General features: G+C 73.1%; 15 protein-coding genes. 7 read left to right on the forward strand and 8 right to left on the reverse strand.

Annotated elements, in window-relative coordinates; genetic code table 11:
- Window positions 1–43 precede the first annotated feature (43 nt).
- The 5 genes from LZG04_RS01440 (at window position 44) to LZG04_RS01460 (ending at window position 5,478) form a co-directional block, all read left to right on the forward strand.
- A complete protein-coding gene (locus LZG04_RS01440; protein WP_233812412.1) occupies window positions 44–649 on the forward strand; it encodes an FMN-dependent NADH-azoreductase in 606 nt (201 codons plus the stop codon).
- A gap of 86 nt (window positions 650–735) precedes the next feature.
- The gene (locus LZG04_RS01445) at window positions 736–1,728 is read left to right on the forward strand and encodes a tetratricopeptide repeat protein (RefSeq protein ID WP_233812413.1); all 993 of its coding nucleotides are present in this window, start codon (window positions 736–738) and stop codon (window positions 1,726–1,728) included.
- A 23-nt stretch (window positions 1,729–1,751) separates the two neighbouring features.
- Window positions 1,752–2,081: a hypothetical protein gene (locus LZG04_RS01450; protein ID WP_233812414.1), complete on the forward strand. Its 330-nt coding sequence runs from the start codon at window positions 1,752–1,754 to the stop codon at window positions 2,079–2,081.
- A 37-nt stretch (window positions 2,082–2,118) separates the two neighbouring features.
- Window positions 2,119–4,305, forward strand: a complete 2,187-nt coding sequence (gene secD, locus LZG04_RS01455) for a protein translocase subunit SecD (protein ID WP_233812415.1) — start codon at window positions 2,119–2,121, stop codon at window positions 4,303–4,305.
- Window positions 4,306–4,317: 12 nt separating this feature from the next.
- Window positions 4,318–5,478, forward strand: coding sequence for a lactate 2-monooxygenase (locus LZG04_RS01460; protein ID WP_233812416.1), 1,161 nt, complete (start codon window positions 4,318–4,320; stop codon window positions 5,476–5,478).
- Here the strand turns inward: LZG04_RS01460 and LZG04_RS01465 are convergent.
- From LZG04_RS01465 to LZG04_RS01480, 4 genes are read right to left on the reverse strand one after another with little or no spacing between them, the layout of a single operon-like run.
- Complete coding sequence (locus tag LZG04_RS01465) at window positions 5,450–6,277, reverse strand: ESX secretion-associated protein EspG (RefSeq protein ID WP_233812417.1); 828 nt, start codon at window positions 6,275–6,277, stop codon at window positions 5,450–5,452. The two genes, LZG04_RS01460 and LZG04_RS01465, sit on opposite strands and share 29 nt — an antisense overlap.
- A gap of 17 nt (window positions 6,278–6,294) precedes the next feature.
- Window positions 6,295–7,623 carry a PPE domain-containing protein gene (locus tag LZG04_RS01470; protein WP_233812418.1) on the reverse strand — a complete coding sequence of 443 codons (1,329 nt, stop codon included), beginning with the start codon at window positions 7,621–7,623 and terminating at the stop codon, window positions 6,295–6,297.
- 3 nt (window positions 7,624–7,626) lie between these two features.
- Entirely contained in the window at window positions 7,627–8,226 is a 600-nt protein-coding gene (locus LZG04_RS01475) for a DUF3558 domain-containing protein (RefSeq protein ID WP_233812419.1), read from the reverse strand.
- Window positions 8,223–8,645 carry a hypothetical protein gene (locus LZG04_RS01480; RefSeq protein WP_233812420.1) on the reverse strand — a complete coding sequence of 141 codons (423 nt, stop codon included), beginning with the start codon at window positions 8,643–8,645 and terminating at the stop codon, window positions 8,223–8,225. The genes LZG04_RS01475 and LZG04_RS01480 overlap by 4 nt, the downstream gene beginning before the upstream one ends.
- Before the next feature lie 151 nt (window positions 8,646–8,796).
- Between LZG04_RS01480 and LZG04_RS01485 the strand changes: the two genes are divergently transcribed.
- Complete coding sequence (locus LZG04_RS01485) at window positions 8,797–9,660, forward strand: prenyltransferase/squalene oxidase repeat-containing protein (protein WP_233812421.1); 864 nt, start codon at window positions 8,797–8,799, stop codon at window positions 9,658–9,660.
- On the opposite strand, the gene LZG04_RS01490 is transcribed toward LZG04_RS01485, so the two are convergent.
- From LZG04_RS01490 to LZG04_RS01500, 3 genes are all read right to left on the reverse strand, one after another.
- Window positions 9,642–10,310 (reverse strand): AraC family transcriptional regulator, encoded by a 669-nt coding sequence (locus LZG04_RS01490; RefSeq protein ID WP_233812422.1) that lies wholly within the window; start codon window positions 10,308–10,310, stop codon window positions 9,642–9,644. The genes LZG04_RS01485 and LZG04_RS01490 overlap by 19 nt on opposite strands.
- A 59-nt stretch (window positions 10,311–10,369) precedes the next feature.
- Window positions 10,370–11,764 carry a carbohydrate-binding protein gene (locus tag LZG04_RS01495; RefSeq protein WP_233812423.1) on the reverse strand — a complete coding sequence of 465 codons (1,395 nt, stop codon included), beginning with the start codon at window positions 11,762–11,764 and terminating at the stop codon, window positions 10,370–10,372.
- A gap of 98 nt (window positions 11,765–11,862) precedes the next feature.
- On the reverse strand, window positions 11,863–13,536 hold the full coding sequence (locus LZG04_RS01500) for a bifunctional 3'-5' exonuclease/DNA polymerase (protein ID WP_233812424.1): 1,674 nt from the start codon (window positions 13,534–13,536) through the stop codon (window positions 11,863–11,865).
- An 87-nt stretch (window positions 13,537–13,623) separates the two neighbouring features.
- Between LZG04_RS01500 and LZG04_RS01505 the strand changes: the two genes are divergently transcribed.
- On the forward strand, window positions 13,624–14,937 hold the full coding sequence (locus LZG04_RS01505; protein ID WP_233812425.1) for a hypothetical protein: 1,314 nt from the start codon (window positions 13,624–13,626) through the stop codon (window positions 14,935–14,937).
- On the opposite strand, the gene LZG04_RS01510 is transcribed toward LZG04_RS01505, so the two are convergent.
- Complete coding sequence (locus LZG04_RS01510) at window positions 14,917–15,840, reverse strand: proline dehydrogenase family protein (RefSeq protein WP_233812426.1); 924 nt, start codon at window positions 15,838–15,840, stop codon at window positions 14,917–14,919. The two genes, LZG04_RS01505 and LZG04_RS01510, sit on opposite strands and share 21 nt — an antisense overlap.

Here is a 15,840-nt window from a genome sequence, read left to right on the forward strand (position 1 = left end):
CTTTGGCCATATGTTCCGAGTCGAGAATTTCTGAGGGGGGACTATGTCGCACTTGTTGCACATCGACACCAGCCTGCGGTTCGAGGGCTCGGTGTCGCGGGAGGTCGGCGCGGCGTTCGCGCAGGCGTGGCGGTCCGCGCGCCCGGACGGGCACTACACCTACCGCGACCTGGCCGCCGACCCGGTGCCGCACGTCGACCCGGCGGCGCTGGCCACCCGCGAGGCCGACGGCGACCGCCCGCTGGAACGGCGGCTGATCGCCGAGGTGAAGGCGGCGGACACCGTGCTGCTGGGCGTGCCGATGTACAACTACGGCCTGCCGTCCAGCCTCAAGGCGTGGCTCGACTGGATCCTGGTGCCGGAGCTGTTCGCCGACCAGGAGACCGGCGAAGGCGTGCTCACCGGCACGCGGGTGGTGGTCGTGACCGCGCGGGGCGGCTCCTACGCGCCCGGCACGCCCCGGCACCCGTTCGACTTCCAGGAGCCGTACCTGCGGGCGGTGTTCGGCATGCTCGGCCTGCACCCGGAGTTCGTGCACGCCGAGCTGACGCTGGCCGACGTGCTGCCGCACCTGGCCCAGTTCCGCGAGTTGGCGGCCGCGTCGCGGGAGGGCGCGCACCGGGTGGTGCGCGAACTGGCCGCCGCCTGAGGGGGGAGCGGGTGACGGGCCGTGGTCGAGGGGGACGGCCCGTCACCCGATAGTGCAAGCGTCGTGGGCCTGCCACGATGTCGTCCATGTCCGAGCCGATCGCCGCGGTCGTGGTGCGTGCCGCCGAGCTGACCGCGCGCGGGTTGCCGCGCGAGGCGATCGAACTGCTCCGGCCGGCCCTCGTGGTCAACCCGCTGCACGGCGAAGCGTGGTGCCGGCTGGCCGCCGCGTACCTCGACGCGGGCGAGCCCGACCCGGCGCTGAACGCCGCCAAGCGCGCCCTGGTCCTCGACGGCGACCCCGCGTGGGCGCAACGGCTCACCGCGCTGGCGTTGAGCGAACTCGGCCGGCACGCCGAGGCGGTGGTCGCGGCCCGGGAGTGCGTGCGCCGCAAACCCGGCGACTGGCGCTGCCAGGTGGTGCTCGCCGAAGTGCTGGCCAACAGCCCCGAAGGCCGGCGGGACGCCGTGCAGGTCGCCCGGCAGGCCGCGCACCTCGCGCCCGCGGAGGCCCGCGCGTTCCAGGTGCTCGGCGACGCCGCCCTGCGCGTGCGCGACTGGGGCACCGCCGAACGCGCCTACCGCACCGCGTTGCGGCTCGACCCCGAGGCCGACGACGTGCGCGCGAACCTGGCCACCGTGCGGCGCAAGCGCGGTGGCGCGCCCATCCCGCCGCCCTCCGGCGAAGCCCTGCACGCCGCGCACGTCCTGGTGTGGCCCGCGTTGTCGCGGCTTTCCGCGCTGCTGGTCGCGGGCGGCCTGCTCCTGCTGCTCGCGGGCATGCCGAAACCGACCCCGTTCCTCGGCTGGTTCTCCGGCCTGCTGGTCGTCGCCTGTGGCGTGGTCGCCGGCCTGCTGCTGCTCAAGGCCGGGCGCGGGGTGCGTGGAGCGGTGCTCCGGCTGCCCCGGCACCGGCCCAAGGTGGCCTTCGTCGCGACGATGTTCGGCCTGTCCGCGTTGATCCTCGGCGGGTGGACCGTCGCGCTCCTGCTCGGCGCCACCACGATGCAGCCGCTCGTGATCGCCTGGCTGTGCGCGCTGCTCGGCGGAGCCGTGGTCGTGCTCGCCGGCGGTCGTTAACCTGGGACGCGGGAAGGACGCCGATGACCCGACGCGCGCTGCTCGCGATCCTCGCGCTGATCGCGGGTTTCGTCGTGTCCGGACCCGGCCCCGGCGCCACCTCCGACGTGGTCGCCGTCTCGTCCACCGTCGACGCCGCCCACCTGCCCGGCACGACCGCGCGCGGCACGAACGCCTCGCACCCCGTGCAGGTGCACGCGGGCCAGCCGCTGGACGGCGTCCAGCCCGCCGTGCACGCCACACCCGTGCCGCCGGTGCGGGTGCACGTCGTCGACCCGACCCACCGCACCCCCGAGCGCAACGGCCGCACCCCGCTCGGCGAACGCGCACCGCCCGTGACCTCCGGTAGCTGAACCCACCCCGTTCACCTCACCCGGAGGTTCCTCCACCATGCCGCGCCCCAGCGCGCGGCGAGCGCTCCTCGTCCGCGGGCTGCTTGCCCTCGGCGTGCTCGCCGCGTCCGCCTTCACCCTGCTCACCGTCCAACCGCGCCTCGGGCTCGACCTGCGCGGCGGGACCAGGATCGTGCTCGAAACCCCGGCCGAGGCCACGGCCGACGCCACCGACCGGGCCATGGAGGTGCTGCGCCGCCGGGTCGACGAGCTCGGCGTCGCCGAACCCGTGCTGGCCCGCTCCGGCGACCACCGCATCGTGGTCGAACTGCCCGGCGTGCAGGATCCGACCGAGGCCATCGAAGTGCTCGGCCGCACGGCCCAGCTGCGCGTGCAGCCGGTGACCGGGCCCGGCGACGTGCCCACGCCCGAAGGTGACGCGATCGGCCTCGGCGAGGTCGTGATGACCGGCGAGGGCATCGAGGACGCCCGCGCCACGCCCAACCCGCAGGGCGTCGGCCACCTCGTCGGCGTCGACTTCCAGGGTGACGCGCCGCGGGCCTGGCAGCGGGTGACCGCCGAGGCCGCGTGCTCGCCGCCGGGCGACCCGAAGCGGCGGGTGGCGTTCGTGCTGGACGGCGAGGTGGTGTCCGCTCCCCAGGTCGACGCGTCCACGGTGTGCGGCACCGGCATGATCGGCGGCAGCACGTCGATCACCGGCCGGTTCAGCCAGGCCGAGGCCGAGGAGCTGGCGCTGGTGATCCGGTCCGGCGCGTTGCCCGTGCCGGTGGAGGTGGTGGAGCAGCGGACCGTCGGCCCGACGCTCGGTGCGGAGGCGATCGAGGCCAGCGCCCGTGCGGCGATCGTCGGCGTGGTGCTGACCGGGCTGTTCCTGGTGTTCGCGTACCGGCTGGCCGGGCTCGTGGCCGTGCTGGCACTGGGTGGTTACGCGGCCTTGGCCTACGCGGCGATGCTCGCGATCGGCGCCACGCTGACGTTGCCGGGGCTGGCCGGGTTCGTGCTGGCCATCGGCATGGCGGTGGACGCGAACGTGCTGGTGTTCGAGCGGGCGCGGGAGGAGTACGCGCGCCGCAAGCGCTTGCCGCGGTCGGTGGACCAGGGGTTCCGCGGCGCGTTGAGCGCGGTGGCGGATTCGAACGTGACCACGCTGCTGGCCGCCGGCCTGCTGTTCTGGCTGGCCACGGGCCCGGTGAAGGGGTTCGGCGTCACGTTGTCGATCGGTGTGCTGGCGTCGCTGTTCAGCGCCCTGGTGCTGAGCCGGGTGTTGTTGCACCTGGTCATGCCGTTGTTGGAACGGCGGCCGCGGTGGAGCGGGCTGCACTCGTTGGGGCGGGTGCGCACGTGGCTCACCTCGCGCGGCATCGCGCTGTTCCGGCGGCCGCGGCGGTGGCTGCTCGCCGCCGGCCTCGTGCTTCTCGCGGCCGTCGGCGGCCTGGTCGTGCGCGGGCTGGAGCTGGGCGTCGAGTTCACCGGCGGCCGGCTGCTGGAGTTCACCGCGTCTTCCGTCGACACCGGTCGGGTGCGGGCCGAGCTGGCGTCCGCCGGGTTCGGTGACGCGATCGTGGTGGCCTCGGGCACCGAAGGGGTCTCGGTGCGGACCGGCCCGATCGACTCGGCGGCGGCCGTGCGGCTCGGTGAGGCGGTCGACCGCGCGACCGGCGGCGCGGAGCGGGTCAGCAACGAGCTGATCGGGCCCAGCCTCGGCTCCGAGCTGCGGCGCAACGCGGTGATCGCCCTGGCCATCGCGGTGGCCGCCCAGCTCGTCTACCTGGCCGTGCGGTTCGACTGGCGACTGGGTCTGGCCACCGTGGTCGCGCTGGTCACCGACGTGGTCGTGCTCGTCGGCGCGTTCGCGTGGCTGGGCAGGACCGCCGACGCGGTGTTCCTGGCCGCGCTGCTCACCGTGATCGGCTACTCGGTGAACGACTCGGTGGTGGTGTTCGACCGGGTGCGCGAACTGCGGCGGACCAACGCCCCGTTCTCCGACGTGATGAGCTCGGCGGTCCTGCAAACCCTGCCGCGGACGGTGAACACGGGCATCGGCGTCCTGTTCGTCCTGGCCGCCCTGCTGGTCCTGGGCGACGGCTCCCTGGCCGACTTCTCCACCGCCCTGCTGATCGGCCTCGTGGCCGGCACGGTCTCCACCGTCGTGACCGCGGCCCCGGTGGCGATCGTGCTGGACCCCCGCCGAACCACCCCGCTGCCGAAACGCTTGCCCGTGTAGCAAGGTGTCCCCATGACCGGATTCGCCGCGTACCAGAACGAGATCTACCTGCAAGGCCTGGCGGGGACCGTGCCGCCGTTCACCACGGACCCCGAAGGGCTGGAGGCGTCCGCCCGGGAACGGCTCGGGCCCGGGCCGTTCTGGTACGTGGCGGGTGCGGCCGGTGGTGGGGGTACGGCGCGGGCGAACCGGCAGGCGTTCGACGACTGGCGGATCGTGCCGCGGATGCTCACCGACGCCACCGAGCGGCACCTCGGGACGTCGTTGCTCGGCACCGACCTGCCCGCGCCGGTGCTGCTCGCGCCCGTCGGGGTGCAGTCGATCCTGCACCCCGACGGTGAGCTGGCGACCGCGCGGGCGGCGGCCGAGCTGGGGGTGCCGTTCGTGCTGTCCACGGCGTCCTCGCACACGATCGAGGAGGTCGCGCAGGCCGCCGGTGACGCCGCCCGCTGGTTCCAGCTCTACTGGCCCAACGACCCGGACGTGGCGGTGAGCATCCTCGACCGGGCGCGCAAGGCCGGGTACCGGGTCCTCGTCGTCACGCTCGACACGTGGACGCTGGCGTGGCGGCCGCACGACCTCGACCAGTCCTACCTGCCGTTCCTGCGCGGTGTCGGCACGGCGATCCCGTTCTCCGACCCGGCGTTCCGCGCGGGGCTCGCCGCATCACCCGAAGACGACCTGCCGATGGCGATCCTGCGGTGGGTGCAGCTGTTCACCGGCGTCGACAAGTCGTGGGACCAGTTGGCGTTCCTGCGCGAGCACTGGGACGGGCCGATCGTGCTCAAGGGCATCCAGCACCCCGACGACGCGCGCAAGGCCGTGGACGCGGGCGTGGACGGGATCGTCGTGTCCAACCACGGCGGGCGCCAGGTCGACGGCGCGGTCGGGTCGCTGGAGGTGCTGCCGGAGATCGCCGACGCGGTCGGCGAGCAGGTCGAGGTGCTGTTCGACTCCGGCATCCGCAGCGGCTCGGACATCGTCAAGGCCCTGGCGCTGGGCGCGAAGGCCGTGCTCATCGGCCGCCCGTTCGCCTACGGCCTGGCGCACGGCGGCCAGGTCGGCGTCCGGCACGTGCTGCGCAGCCTGCTCGCCGACTTCGACCTGACCCTGGGCCTGTCCGGGCACCGCAGCCCGGCCGAGCTCAACCGCGAGGTGCTGCGTCGACGCTGAGCTGCCGCAACCGGTTCTGCAAGGTGGTGAAGTCGGCCGGCTGCACGGTGACCCACGGCGTGCCGTCGCCGCCGGTGGTCTTCGCCGACAGGTAGCGGCCGGTGACCGTGTCGAAGTACGTCAACGGCGCGGCGCACCGCTGCTTGCGGCCGAACCGGTCCCGGCGCGCGGCGTAGAGCTGGCCGCCGCCGGTGCGCTGCTCGGCCAGCAGCTTGCGCACCTGCTGCACCTCGGCGACGTGCGCCCCGGTCGGCCTGCTGGCCTGGAGGAACGACCCGCCTTCCTCGTCCGGCCGGGGTTGGCGGGGCTTGTCGTGCAACGCGTCCGCGGGCAGCGAGATCACGCCGCCGCGTCCCGGCTTCGCCTCCGGCAGCGCGGACACCAGGGACTGCACCACGTCCTCGACCCGCACGGGCTCCAGCACGAAGTGCTTGTCCGCCTTGTCCGCCCTCAGCACCACGCGCAGCGCGTCGTCACCCGACTGCACCACCAGCGCGGTGCGCGTCTCGTCGTCACCTTGGTTGAAGAACGCGTAGTACTCGGCGCTCGCGTTCGCGATCAGGCGCAACGACCGGCCCAGGTCGGCGTGCACCTGCCGGCCGCGGGCCAAACCGAGCCGTTCCAGCTCGGCCCAGCCGCGGCGGGCGAGGTCGGCCAGCACCGTGACATCACCCTCGGCGAGCTGCTCGTCGTCGAAGTCGACCTGCGTCAGCAGCGCGTTGTGCAGCGTCGGCAGACCTTCGGCCTGCCAGGCGTTGTAGAGCGCGACGACCGGGACGGCCACCCTGGTGCGCAGCACTTTCCCCCCTGTTCCCGCTATTCGCCGATGACCGGCGGGGCCACCATCGTGCCGTCGCCGAAGATGTCCTCGGTCTCCTGGAGGTAGGACGCGGACTTGTGCTCCTTGTCCTCGTCACCCTCACCCCGCGCGCCACCGGCACCCATGCCCGCGCCCATGCCACCGGCACCGGGCCCACCACGACCACCGGCCGACCCGCCGGGCCCGAAACCACCCGCGCCACCGGGCCCGAACCCACCGCGACCCTCGCCGTGCCCGAGCGCACCGGACGTGCCACCGGGTCCGAACCCACCGGGCCCGCCACCCATGCCACCCGGCCCGCCACCCATGCCGGGCATCCGACCGGCTCCGAAGCCACCGGCACCACCGCCACCGCCACGGCCACCACCGCCGGGCAGACCGGGACCACCGCCGGGTACGCGCGGCACGCCGGGTGGCGTCGTCGGGAGCCGGTTGCGCGGGTTGTTGGGGTTGCGCGGATCGTTCGGATTGCGCGGGTCGGACGGCAACCGCGGGTCGTAGGGCAACCGCGGGTCGTTCGGCGGCCGGTCCTTCGGCAACTCCGGCGGCCGGTACCCGATGTCGGGTTGGGGCCGGTTGGGGTCGGTCTGCACCCACGACGGCTTGGTCGTGTTGTCACCACCCGTGGTGCCGGGCGGCGGGATCGTCGGCTCCGTCCACGTCGGCTTGGTCGTCCCGGTCCCCGTGGTGCTGTCATCCGTGCCGTTGCGATCACCGGTGCCCGGCGGGTCGATCTCCCCCTTGCCGGGCTTGGGCTTGGGGATCTCGATCTCCTTCTTCTCGACGTTCCCGGTGACCTGGTCGGGCTCGGGGAAGTAGGGCATCGAGCTGCTGGCCGAGGTGGTGGAGCTGCCGTAGCGGTTCAGCACTTCGACGTTGTGCGCGTTGACCTGCTGACTCTGCTCGACCGCGTCGTCGTAGTCCGTGTCCCAGGGGACCACGCTGTTGTACCAAGGCTTGTCCGGCACCTGGACGGGCTCTTGAACGCTGCCCCTGGCCTCGCGGAACGCACGGCTGATCTCACCCGTGTTGTCGCCCGCCGTCGTGGCGAGCCCGCTGGTCAGGTCCGACCAACTGGCCAGTGGCGTGGTGTTGGCTCGGGCGGAGTCGCCCGCGGCGCCTTCCCAGACCGCGCCCGACGCCCGGACCGCCTCGTTGATCATCTCGCTGATCCGGGCGTGACCGGTGGAGATCCCCGCCCATGCCTCGCGGCTGGCGTCCGTGGTCTGCTCGGGCCCTTTGCCCTCCTGGAACCAGCGGTAGATCTGCTCCGGGGCGACGCACATGAGAAGGCCCATGCCATCGCTGTCGGTTGCGCCGGCCATGTCCTACCCCTTCAAGTTGCCGACCACGGTTTCCGCGATCTCGCCGGAAACAGAGCAAGGGTCGGTGTACCCGGGCAGCTTCTTGTCGTTCACCCGAACCTGCACCAAAAAGCCTTCGCCCTCGGCCACACCGACAGCGGTCGAGCACGCGCCATGGGCGGCATCGGTCGAATCGGTGTTGACCGCCGGGTATCCGGCGATCTCGGTCGGCTCGAACACCGGCAGGTTGTCGCGATTGGCGTAGACGCCGTCCAAGCCCTTGGACTTGTCCAGCAACACGACGAAGAAGCTCGTGCCGAGCGGCTCGTCCGGGTACCACTGACATCCCGTGCCGGTCGGGTCCGTGCGCTCGGTGCCTGCTTTTGTCACGCCGCGGGCGGAGAGCTGGTCTTTCTTCAGCATCGCGCACGGGGTGTCGAACTTGGCGAGGTCCAGCTTCGGGCCGCTGATGGCCGGGGCTTCACCTGCTGCGGCCGACGTCGTGGTGGCCCCAGTCGCGGTGGTGCTCGTGCTACCCCCTGGCGACGGGGTACCGCCATCCTTGGTCGTGCAGCCCGCGACGACCGCGACCAGGGACAGGACTGCCAGAACTGCTCGCCTCAAGACTGATTCCCCTCGCCCTTGAAGGCGTCGGCGTTCGCCTGCTCCTGGTTCTGATAGGTCGCCAGGGAGGCTTGGATGCTCTCGATCGTACTGTTGAGGGCGTCGATCGCCTTCAGGCTGGCCCAGCCGTAGCCGCCTGGGTCGGTCCCGGCGGTCTGTTTGATCGTCGTTGTCGCCGACTGGCTGTACGGGTCCTGGCCGGGTGACCCGAGGATCATGAATCCCACGTTCTGGTCGTAGAGCTCTTGCAGGCGGTCGCGCGCCTCGGCCAAGCCGTCGATCAGCTTCTGCGCCTGCGCCAAGTCGACGGTGAAGGCGGTCTGGCCCGCTGTCAGCCCCGAACCCGCCGGGCCCGCGGACACGGTGTCGGCTACGAACCCGATCCTCGCGACGGCCCCGCCACCCCCGGCGTCCAACATCGTTCGTGCTCCCCTCACGCTGAACTGCCCCGAAGGGATGATGGCACAGGGTCTTGGCCCACTGGGGCCTATCGCGACGGTTACTCCTTCCGGGGAATCCGTGTCCGATCCGTTCAAGACGGCGGACCTCGGCGGGCCTACCGTCGGTGGCATGATCGAAGCAGCTCGTTCCTTCATCTGGCTGAACGCACGTGTCCTCGACCAGCGGCGGTTCCTGTGCCTGTTCGACGGTGGGCCAGCCGATGCGGTGGTGGCGGCGGTGGTGGCGTATCGCAATGACGACGGTGGGTTCGGGCACGCGTTGGAGCCCGACGGGCGGGGGCCCGAGAGCCAGCCGTTGCACACCTACACCGCCTTGTCGTTGCTCGAAGAGGTGGGCAGTGCCGAGTACGCGGAGTCTGCGTGCGACTTCCTCATGACGATCACGAACGAGGACGGTGGGGTGCCCAATTGCCTGGACACCGGGCGGGCCGGCCTGCGGGCGCCCTGGTGGCAGCCGTCGGGGGACAGCGACCTGCTGGTCACGGGCCTGCTGGCGTCCGTCCTGCACAAGATGGAGGTCGAGCACGCCTGGCTGGACCGCGCCACGGAGTTCTGCTGGCAGCGCATCACCGACCTGACCAAGTCGCACCCCTACGAGGTCAACGCCTGCGCGCGCTTCCTCGACCACGTGCCCGACCGGCCGAGGGCGGAGCGGGAGTCCGCCCGGTTGGGTGCGCTGGTGCGCGAGCAGGGGCTGGTCGACCTGGGTGACGGTCAGGCGCACGAGGGGTATGCGGCGGGGGAGACGCACAAGCCGCACCACTACGCGCCGAGGCCGGACAGCTTGGCCCGCCGGTGGTTCAGCGACGAGGAGATCGGCGCGGACCTCGACGCGGTGGCCGCGGCGCAGCAGGAGGACGGCGGGTGGACGTTCCCGTGGCCCGCGTGGACGCCCGTGACGACCTACGAGTGGCGGCCCGTCGTGACCATCGAGGCGTTGCTGACCCTGCGCGCCTACGACCGGATCAGCTGACCCAGCGGCACGCCCGCCAGTTCGCGCACCTCCCGCGACAGGTGCGCCTGGTCGGCGTAACCGGTGCGCTGGGCGATGTCGGCGAACGGCACGCCGTCCCACGCGAGCTTGACCGCGCGGTCGAACCGCAGCACGCGGTGCAGCACCTTGGGGCCGTAGCCGAACGCGGCCAGGCTGCGCCGGTGCAGTTGGCGGGTGCTCAAGCCCAGCGACCGGGCCAGGTCGGCGACGCTGTCCGACGACGACGCGATGGCGCCCACCACCGGGTCCGGCGGCGTCTCGCGCAGCCTGGCCAGCGCGGCTGCCGCCAGCACCGAGCACGGGTCCGCCGCCGTGCCCAGGGCGTCCTCCAGCCGAGCGGACGGCCCCCACAGCTCCGCCAGCGGAACGCGCTGGTCGCGCAGCTCCACGGCGGGCACGCCGAACGCCGCGGGTCCCACGCCCGGTCCGAACCGCACGCCGTGCAGCGTCCCCGGCTCCATCGACGTCACGTGCCCGACCGTGTCCGGCCCGGCCACGAACACCCGACCGGACGCCGCCGAGTAGATGATGTCGGTGCACCCGTCCGGCACGACCCGGCCCACGGCGGCCGACGACGTGGTCCGGCGCCAGACGCACGCCAGACCGGGGAACGGGCGTTCCTCGTACACGCCGGCGATGGTAGTGGCGGACCGCGCAGGAGGACGTGCGCGCGGCCCGCCACGGGCTCTCACGTGCCGAAACGGATCCAGTTCAGGCTCACGTACGGCGCGGGCTGGCCGCTGGTGAACGTGACGTAGACGTCGTGCGTGCCGGTCACGCCGGAGATGTTCGCGGGCACCGTGCGCCAGCTCTGCCAGCCGCCGGTGTTGGCGATGGCGAAGCTGCCGATCGGCGTCGCGGTCGGGCTGTCCAGCCTCACCTCGACCAGGCCGCTGACCCCGCCGGACGCCCCGGACGCGGCCCGTGCGACGAACTGCGTGGCCGTGCGCGAGCCGAACCGGACGCCCGAGAACCGCAGCGAGTCGCCGTTGCGCAGCTGCGCCACGGTCTGGCCGCCGTCACCCGATTCGAGGTAGCCGCCGGACCGCGAGGTGGCCTGCTCGGCCTGGATGTCGGCGAACGCGTCCCACCCGCTGCCGCCGGGCTGGGTGGTGGTCGTGGTGGTGGGCTGGGTGCCGCCGCCCGCGGTCCACACGGCGACGTAGTCCACCACCAGCGAGTGCCCGGACTGGGTGGCCGAGGTGGGGGTGCCGAACCCGGCGACCCCGTTGGGGAACGCGCCGCCCATGGCGAGGTTGAGCAGCAGGAAGTAGCCGGCGTGGCCGGTCATGTTGTTCCACGTGGTCGCGTCGAGCTGGCTCTGGGTGACGCTGTGGAACTGCTGGCCGTCCACGTACCAGCGCAACGCCTTGGGCGAGGAGCTCTCGTCCCACTCGAACCGGTAGGTGTGGAACGCCGACTGGCACGTCGAGCCGGGGCACGCGCGGCTCGCGCCCAGGCCGTTGGTCTCGTTGCACGGCCCGCCGGGGTTGACGCCGCAGTGCAGCACGCCCCACACGGAGTTGATGCCGTTGACGTTCTCCATGATGTCGAACTCGCCGATGGCGGGCCAGTTCCAGTAGTTGCCGCGGTAGGGCGAGCCGAGCGCCCAGAACGCGGGCCAGTAGCCGAGCGCGGCCTGCCCGGTGACGTTGGGCATCTGGATGCGGCCCTCGATGGCGAGCTTGCCGCCCGCCGGCGGCCGGAAGTTCGACCGCTGGGTCTCGATGCGGGCCGAGGTCCAGTTGCCCGAGCCGTCGCGCAGCGCGGTGATGCGCAGGTTGCCGGAGCCGTCCAGTTTGATGTTGTTCGTGCTGTTGGTGTAGTTCTGGATCTCGCCGGTGCCCCAGTTGCCGGGGCCGCCGGGGTAGCCGTGGCCGAGGTCGAAGATCCAGTTCGAGGACGACGGCAGGGTGTTCGCCGACCCGTTGAAGTCGTCGCTCCACTGCAACGTCCAGCCCGACGGGGTGGAAGGCACCGAGGCGTCGGCCGACATCGTGGCGACGACCGCCAGCGGCACGGCGGTGATGAGGGCGGCAGCGGTCGCGAGGGCGCGTCGTCGTCTGCTCCGGCTGAACTCCATGAGCGGTGACCTCCTTGTCACTGTTCTCCAGTTCGGCACGCCCCATCATGAGAGCGCTCTCACGGAGATCGTTCAAGCGACCGAACGGCCCAACGCCGCTACTTGGCGTCCGCGTAGGAGTCCACGGGCACGGCTTTGAGCGGGAAGCGGACCGGTGTCGCGCCGAACACCAGCCGCGACGCCTCCTCGCCCGCCGCGGTGACCTCCGCGCACACCACGTCGGCCAGCTCCCGCGGGCAGTGCACCAGCACCTCGTCGTGCTGGAAGAACACCAGGTGCGCGCCGCGGGCCGACCGGTGCAGCCGCCGCCGCAGCACGCCGAGCAGCGCCGCCGTCCAGTCCGCCGCGCTGGCCTGCACCACGAAGTTGCGGGTGAACCGGCCCCAGTCGCGGGCCGCCCGCCGCGACCGGCGCACCGCGTCCTCGTCGTCGTCGGTGCTGCCGGTCACGGCGCGCCACGCCTCCGACGGCGGCGGGCTCGTGCGACCCAGCCGCGAGCGGACCATCCGCCCCTGCTCACCCGCCAGCGCGGCGGCCTCCACGTACCCGACCGCCTCGGGGAAGCGGCGGCGCAGCACGGCCATCGCCGGACCGGCGCCACCGCCCGTGCCGCCGTACATCGCCGACAGCATGGCGAGCTTCGCCTTGCCCCGGTCGCCGTCGAACGCCTCCGCGGCCAACGTCGTGTAGAGGTCGTCGTCCGAGGAGACCTCGGTGAACTCGTGGTCGTTCGCCAACGCCGCCAGCACCCGCGGCTCCAGCTGCGCCGCGTCCGCCGCCACCAGCTTCCACCCCGGGTCGGCCCGCACCGCCGTGCGCAGCGTGCGCGGGATCTGCAACGCCGCACCGCCGCGCGTCGCCCACCGCCCGGACACCACGCCGCCCACCACGTAGTCCGGCCGGAACCGGCCGTCCGCGACCCAGGCGTCCAACCAGGACCACCCGTGCGCCACCCACAACCGGGCCAGTTCCTTGTACTCCAGCAGCGGCTCCACGGCCGGGTGGTCGATCCCCTTGAGCACCCACGCCCGCGCCGACGGCACGTCGATGCCCTCCCGGGCGAACGCGCGCACGATGCCCGGCGGGTGGTCGGGGTTGACCTGCTTGCCGCCGAACGCCGCCGTGATCCGGTCGGCCAGCTCCGCGAGCCGTGCCGGGCGGACCCCGGTGGCCGGCCGCGGTCCCAGCGTGTCCACCAGCAGCTTCTCGTGCACGTCCGCGCGCCAGGGCAGGCCGAAGTGCGTCATCTCGGCGGCGGCCAGCGCGCTGGCCGACTCGGCCGCGAACAGCAGCCGCAACCGGTCGGCGTGCGGCAGCGTGGCAGCCAGCCGCTGCTGCTCGACGTGCACCGCGATCACCGCGTCGAGCGGGTCGGCGTCACCGGGCAGCCGTTGCTGCTCCGGTTCGAACAAGGTGGGCTGGGTGTCCCGCTTGCGCGGCCCGTGGTCGTCCGGCACGGGCAGCCCGCGCAGCCGGGCGACGGCCGCGCCCAGCCCGCGCGGCTCGCCGTGCCGACCCTGGTAGGCCAGCAACAGGTACTCGACGTGGGCCAGGTCCAGGCACCGCTCGACCCGCGCCCCGCGCGCCAACAGGTCGGGGTAGACCTCCGCCGTCTCCGCCCACAGCCACCGGGGCCTGTGCCGATCTTCCAGATCGGACACGGCCGCCGCCAGGTCCGCCGTCCGCACCACGGGTCCTTCGGGCACCCCGGCGTCGGAGAGCACGCGGAGCCGCCCCGCGTTCTCCCCGTCCGACACCAGAGCGATGAGCACGCCTCTGATTGTGCAAGCCACCCCCGACAATTCCGGTGGCGACCAGTCACCCGATCGTGGCGGAGGGCGGGGAGCAGGATGTGGCCGGTGGACCGCACCCTGTCGCCCGGTGAGCTGCTGGACCCGCGGTACGAGGTGGTGCCGTTCCACGGTCGCGTGCCGGAGCTGGCCGAGCTGGCCCGGTGGCGCGACGGTGACGCGGCGTGCTCCGCGCTGCTCCTGCACGGTCCGGCGGGGGTCGGGAAGACGCGGTTGGCGCGGCACTTCGCGGCGGGCTCGGACGTGCTGGTCGTGGACGACGCCGACCTGGTCGCACGGCTCGACCTGGGGCACCCCCGGATGCTGCTGGTCTCCCGCACCACGGGCTGGTGGTGGTCGGCGCTGCGCCAACGAGCCGCCGACCACGGCTACCGCACCGACGACCTGGCCGTCACCGCGTGCCCGGAGGAGCACGAGACGTCCTTCGCCACCGCCTGCGCCCACTTCGCGTACGCCCTGGGACTGACGCTCCCGACCACCACCGCGCCGGACGCGGCGACGTTGCACGACCTGCACCTCGCCGCCCTCGTCGCGGTGTGCGGCCCGCCCGCGCACTGGCTGATCCCGTCCGAGCCGGTGCGCGGCCGGCTCGCGGAGGACGTCCTGGCCGCCGCGCTGCTGGACGACCGCATCGACCTCGACCACACGCCGGAGGCGTTGCAGACCCTGGCCCGCGCCGCCGCACGCCTGCCGCACGCGCGCCGCCGCGCCGAGGAGGTGTTCACCGCGAACCCGGACCTCGCGGACGTCGCCACCGTGCCGACCTTGAGGATCCTCGCCGAGTGGCCCGCGCCGGCCAGGGCCCTCGCGCGCCGGGTCTTCGACGACCCCCGCTGCGACGGCGACCCGCTGCCCGCGATCCTCACCCGGACCCTGCTCCGGCAAGCCCGGACCGCGGTGGAACGCGCCGAGCTGCACGGCCTGCTGGCCGCCCGCGCGGCGCTGGCGTCGCTGCACGAGGAAGCCCTGGCCGCATCACGCGAGGAGGTCGCCCTCTACCGGGAACTGGCCGGAGTGGACCCCGCCGAGCACCGCCCGGCGCTCGCGGACGCCCTGGCCGACTTGAGCGTGCGGTACGTCGCGGTGCACCGGCCCGAGGCGGCGCTGGCCGCGGCACGGGAAGCCGTGGCGCTGTGCCGGGTCTTCGCCGCCGAGGACCGCGACCGCACCTCCCAGCTGGCCGGCGCGCTCGACCAGCTCAGCAGGCGCTGCGCCGCGCTCGGCCGCCGGGACGAGGCGTTGGCCGCGATCGAGGAGGCCGCCGAGCTCTACCGCGACCTCGCCGAGGCCCACCCGAAGCTGTTCCGGGTGGACCTGGCGGAGGTCGCGCGGCGGCTCGGGCTAGCCCGTGGTGACCAGTGAGCGCAGGAAGAACGCCACGTTCGCCGGGCGTTCGGCCAACCGCCGCATGAAGTAGCCGTACCACTCGTCGCCGTACGGCACGTACACGCGCATCCGGTTGCCCGCGCCGGCGATGCGGCGCTGCTCGTCGGGCCGGATGCCGTACAGCATCTGGTACTCGTAGGTGTCCGGCGACCGGTCCTTGGCCAGCTCGCCCGCGATCGCGATCAGCCGCGGGTCGTGCGAGGCGACCATCGGGTAGCCCTGCCCCGCCATCAACACCTTCAGGCACCGCACGTACGACCGGTCGACGTCGACCTTGTCCTGGAACGCCACCGAGGCGGGCTCCTGGTACGCGCCCTTGCACAACCGCACCCGCGACCCGGCGTGCGCGAGGTCGCGGCAGTCCTGCTCGGTCCGCTTCAGGTACGCCTGGAGCACCGCGCCCACCCACGGGAAGTCCACGCGCAGCTCGCGCAGGATGCCCAGCGTCGAGTCGGTCGTGGTGTGGTCCTCCATGTCGAGGGTGACCGTGGTGCCGACCGCGCCCGCCGCCGCGCAGATGCGCCGGGCGTTCTCCAAGGCGATCTTCTCGCCGTCCACCGGCAGGAACTGGCCCACCGCGGACAGCTTCACCGACACCTCGGCCCGCTCGGTGTGCCCGGCCAGCTCGAGCTTGCGCAGCAGGTCGAGGTAGGCCTCCACGGTGGCCGCGGCCTGCGCCGCGTCACGGGTGTCCTCGCCGAGGTGGTCCAGCGTGACGTACCGGCCGTCGGCCAGCACCTCGCCGGTGGTGGCGACGGCGGCGTCCACGTCGTCGCCGGAGATGAACCGCTTGACCACCGGTCGGGTCAGCGGCGTGCGTTCGACCAGCTCGCGGATGGCGCCGGAGCGCGAGGCGGCGAGCAGCGCGGAGCGGAGCAT

Origin of the sequence: Saccharothrix sp. S26 (assembly GCF_021390395.1) — a bacterium.
GTDB lineage: Bacteria > Actinomycetota > Actinomycetes > Mycobacteriales > Pseudonocardiaceae > Actinosynnema.

Excerpts from the sequence above, each read along its gene's own strand:
- secD (WP_233812415.1), top strand. The coding sequence starts at position 2,119 with ATGCCGCGCCCCAGCGCGCGGCGAGCGCTCCTCGTCCGCGGGCTGCTT.
- LZG04_RS01445 (WP_233812413.1), top strand. The coding sequence starts at position 736 with ATGTCCGAGCCGATCGCCGCGGTCGTGGTGCGTGCCGCCGAGCTGACC.
- LZG04_RS01510 (WP_233812426.1), bottom strand. The coding sequence starts at position 15,840 with ATGCTCCGCTCCGCGCTGCTCGCCGCCTCGCGCTCCGGCGCCATCCGC.
- LZG04_RS01450 (WP_233812414.1), top strand. The coding sequence starts at position 1,752 with ATGACCCGACGCGCGCTGCTCGCGATCCTCGCGCTGATCGCGGGTTTC.
- LZG04_RS01460 (WP_233812416.1), top strand. The coding sequence starts at position 4,318 with ATGACCGGATTCGCCGCGTACCAGAACGAGATCTACCTGCAAGGCCTG.
- LZG04_RS01440 (WP_233812412.1), top strand. The coding sequence starts at position 44 with ATGTCGCACTTGTTGCACATCGACACCAGCCTGCGGTTCGAGGGCTCG.
- LZG04_RS01495 (WP_233812423.1), bottom strand. The coding sequence starts at position 11,764 with ATGGAGTTCAGCCGGAGCAGACGACGACGCGCCCTCGCGACCGCTGCC.
- LZG04_RS01480 (WP_233812420.1), bottom strand. The coding sequence starts at position 8,645 with ATGTTGGACGCCGGGGGTGGCGGGGCCGTCGCGAGGATCGGGTTCGTA.
- LZG04_RS01485 (WP_233812421.1), top strand. The coding sequence starts at position 8,797 with ATGATCGAAGCAGCTCGTTCCTTCATCTGGCTGAACGCACGTGTCCTC.
- LZG04_RS01470 (WP_233812418.1), bottom strand. The coding sequence starts at position 7,623 with ATGGCCGGCGCAACCGACAGCGATGGCATGGGCCTTCTCATGTGCGTC.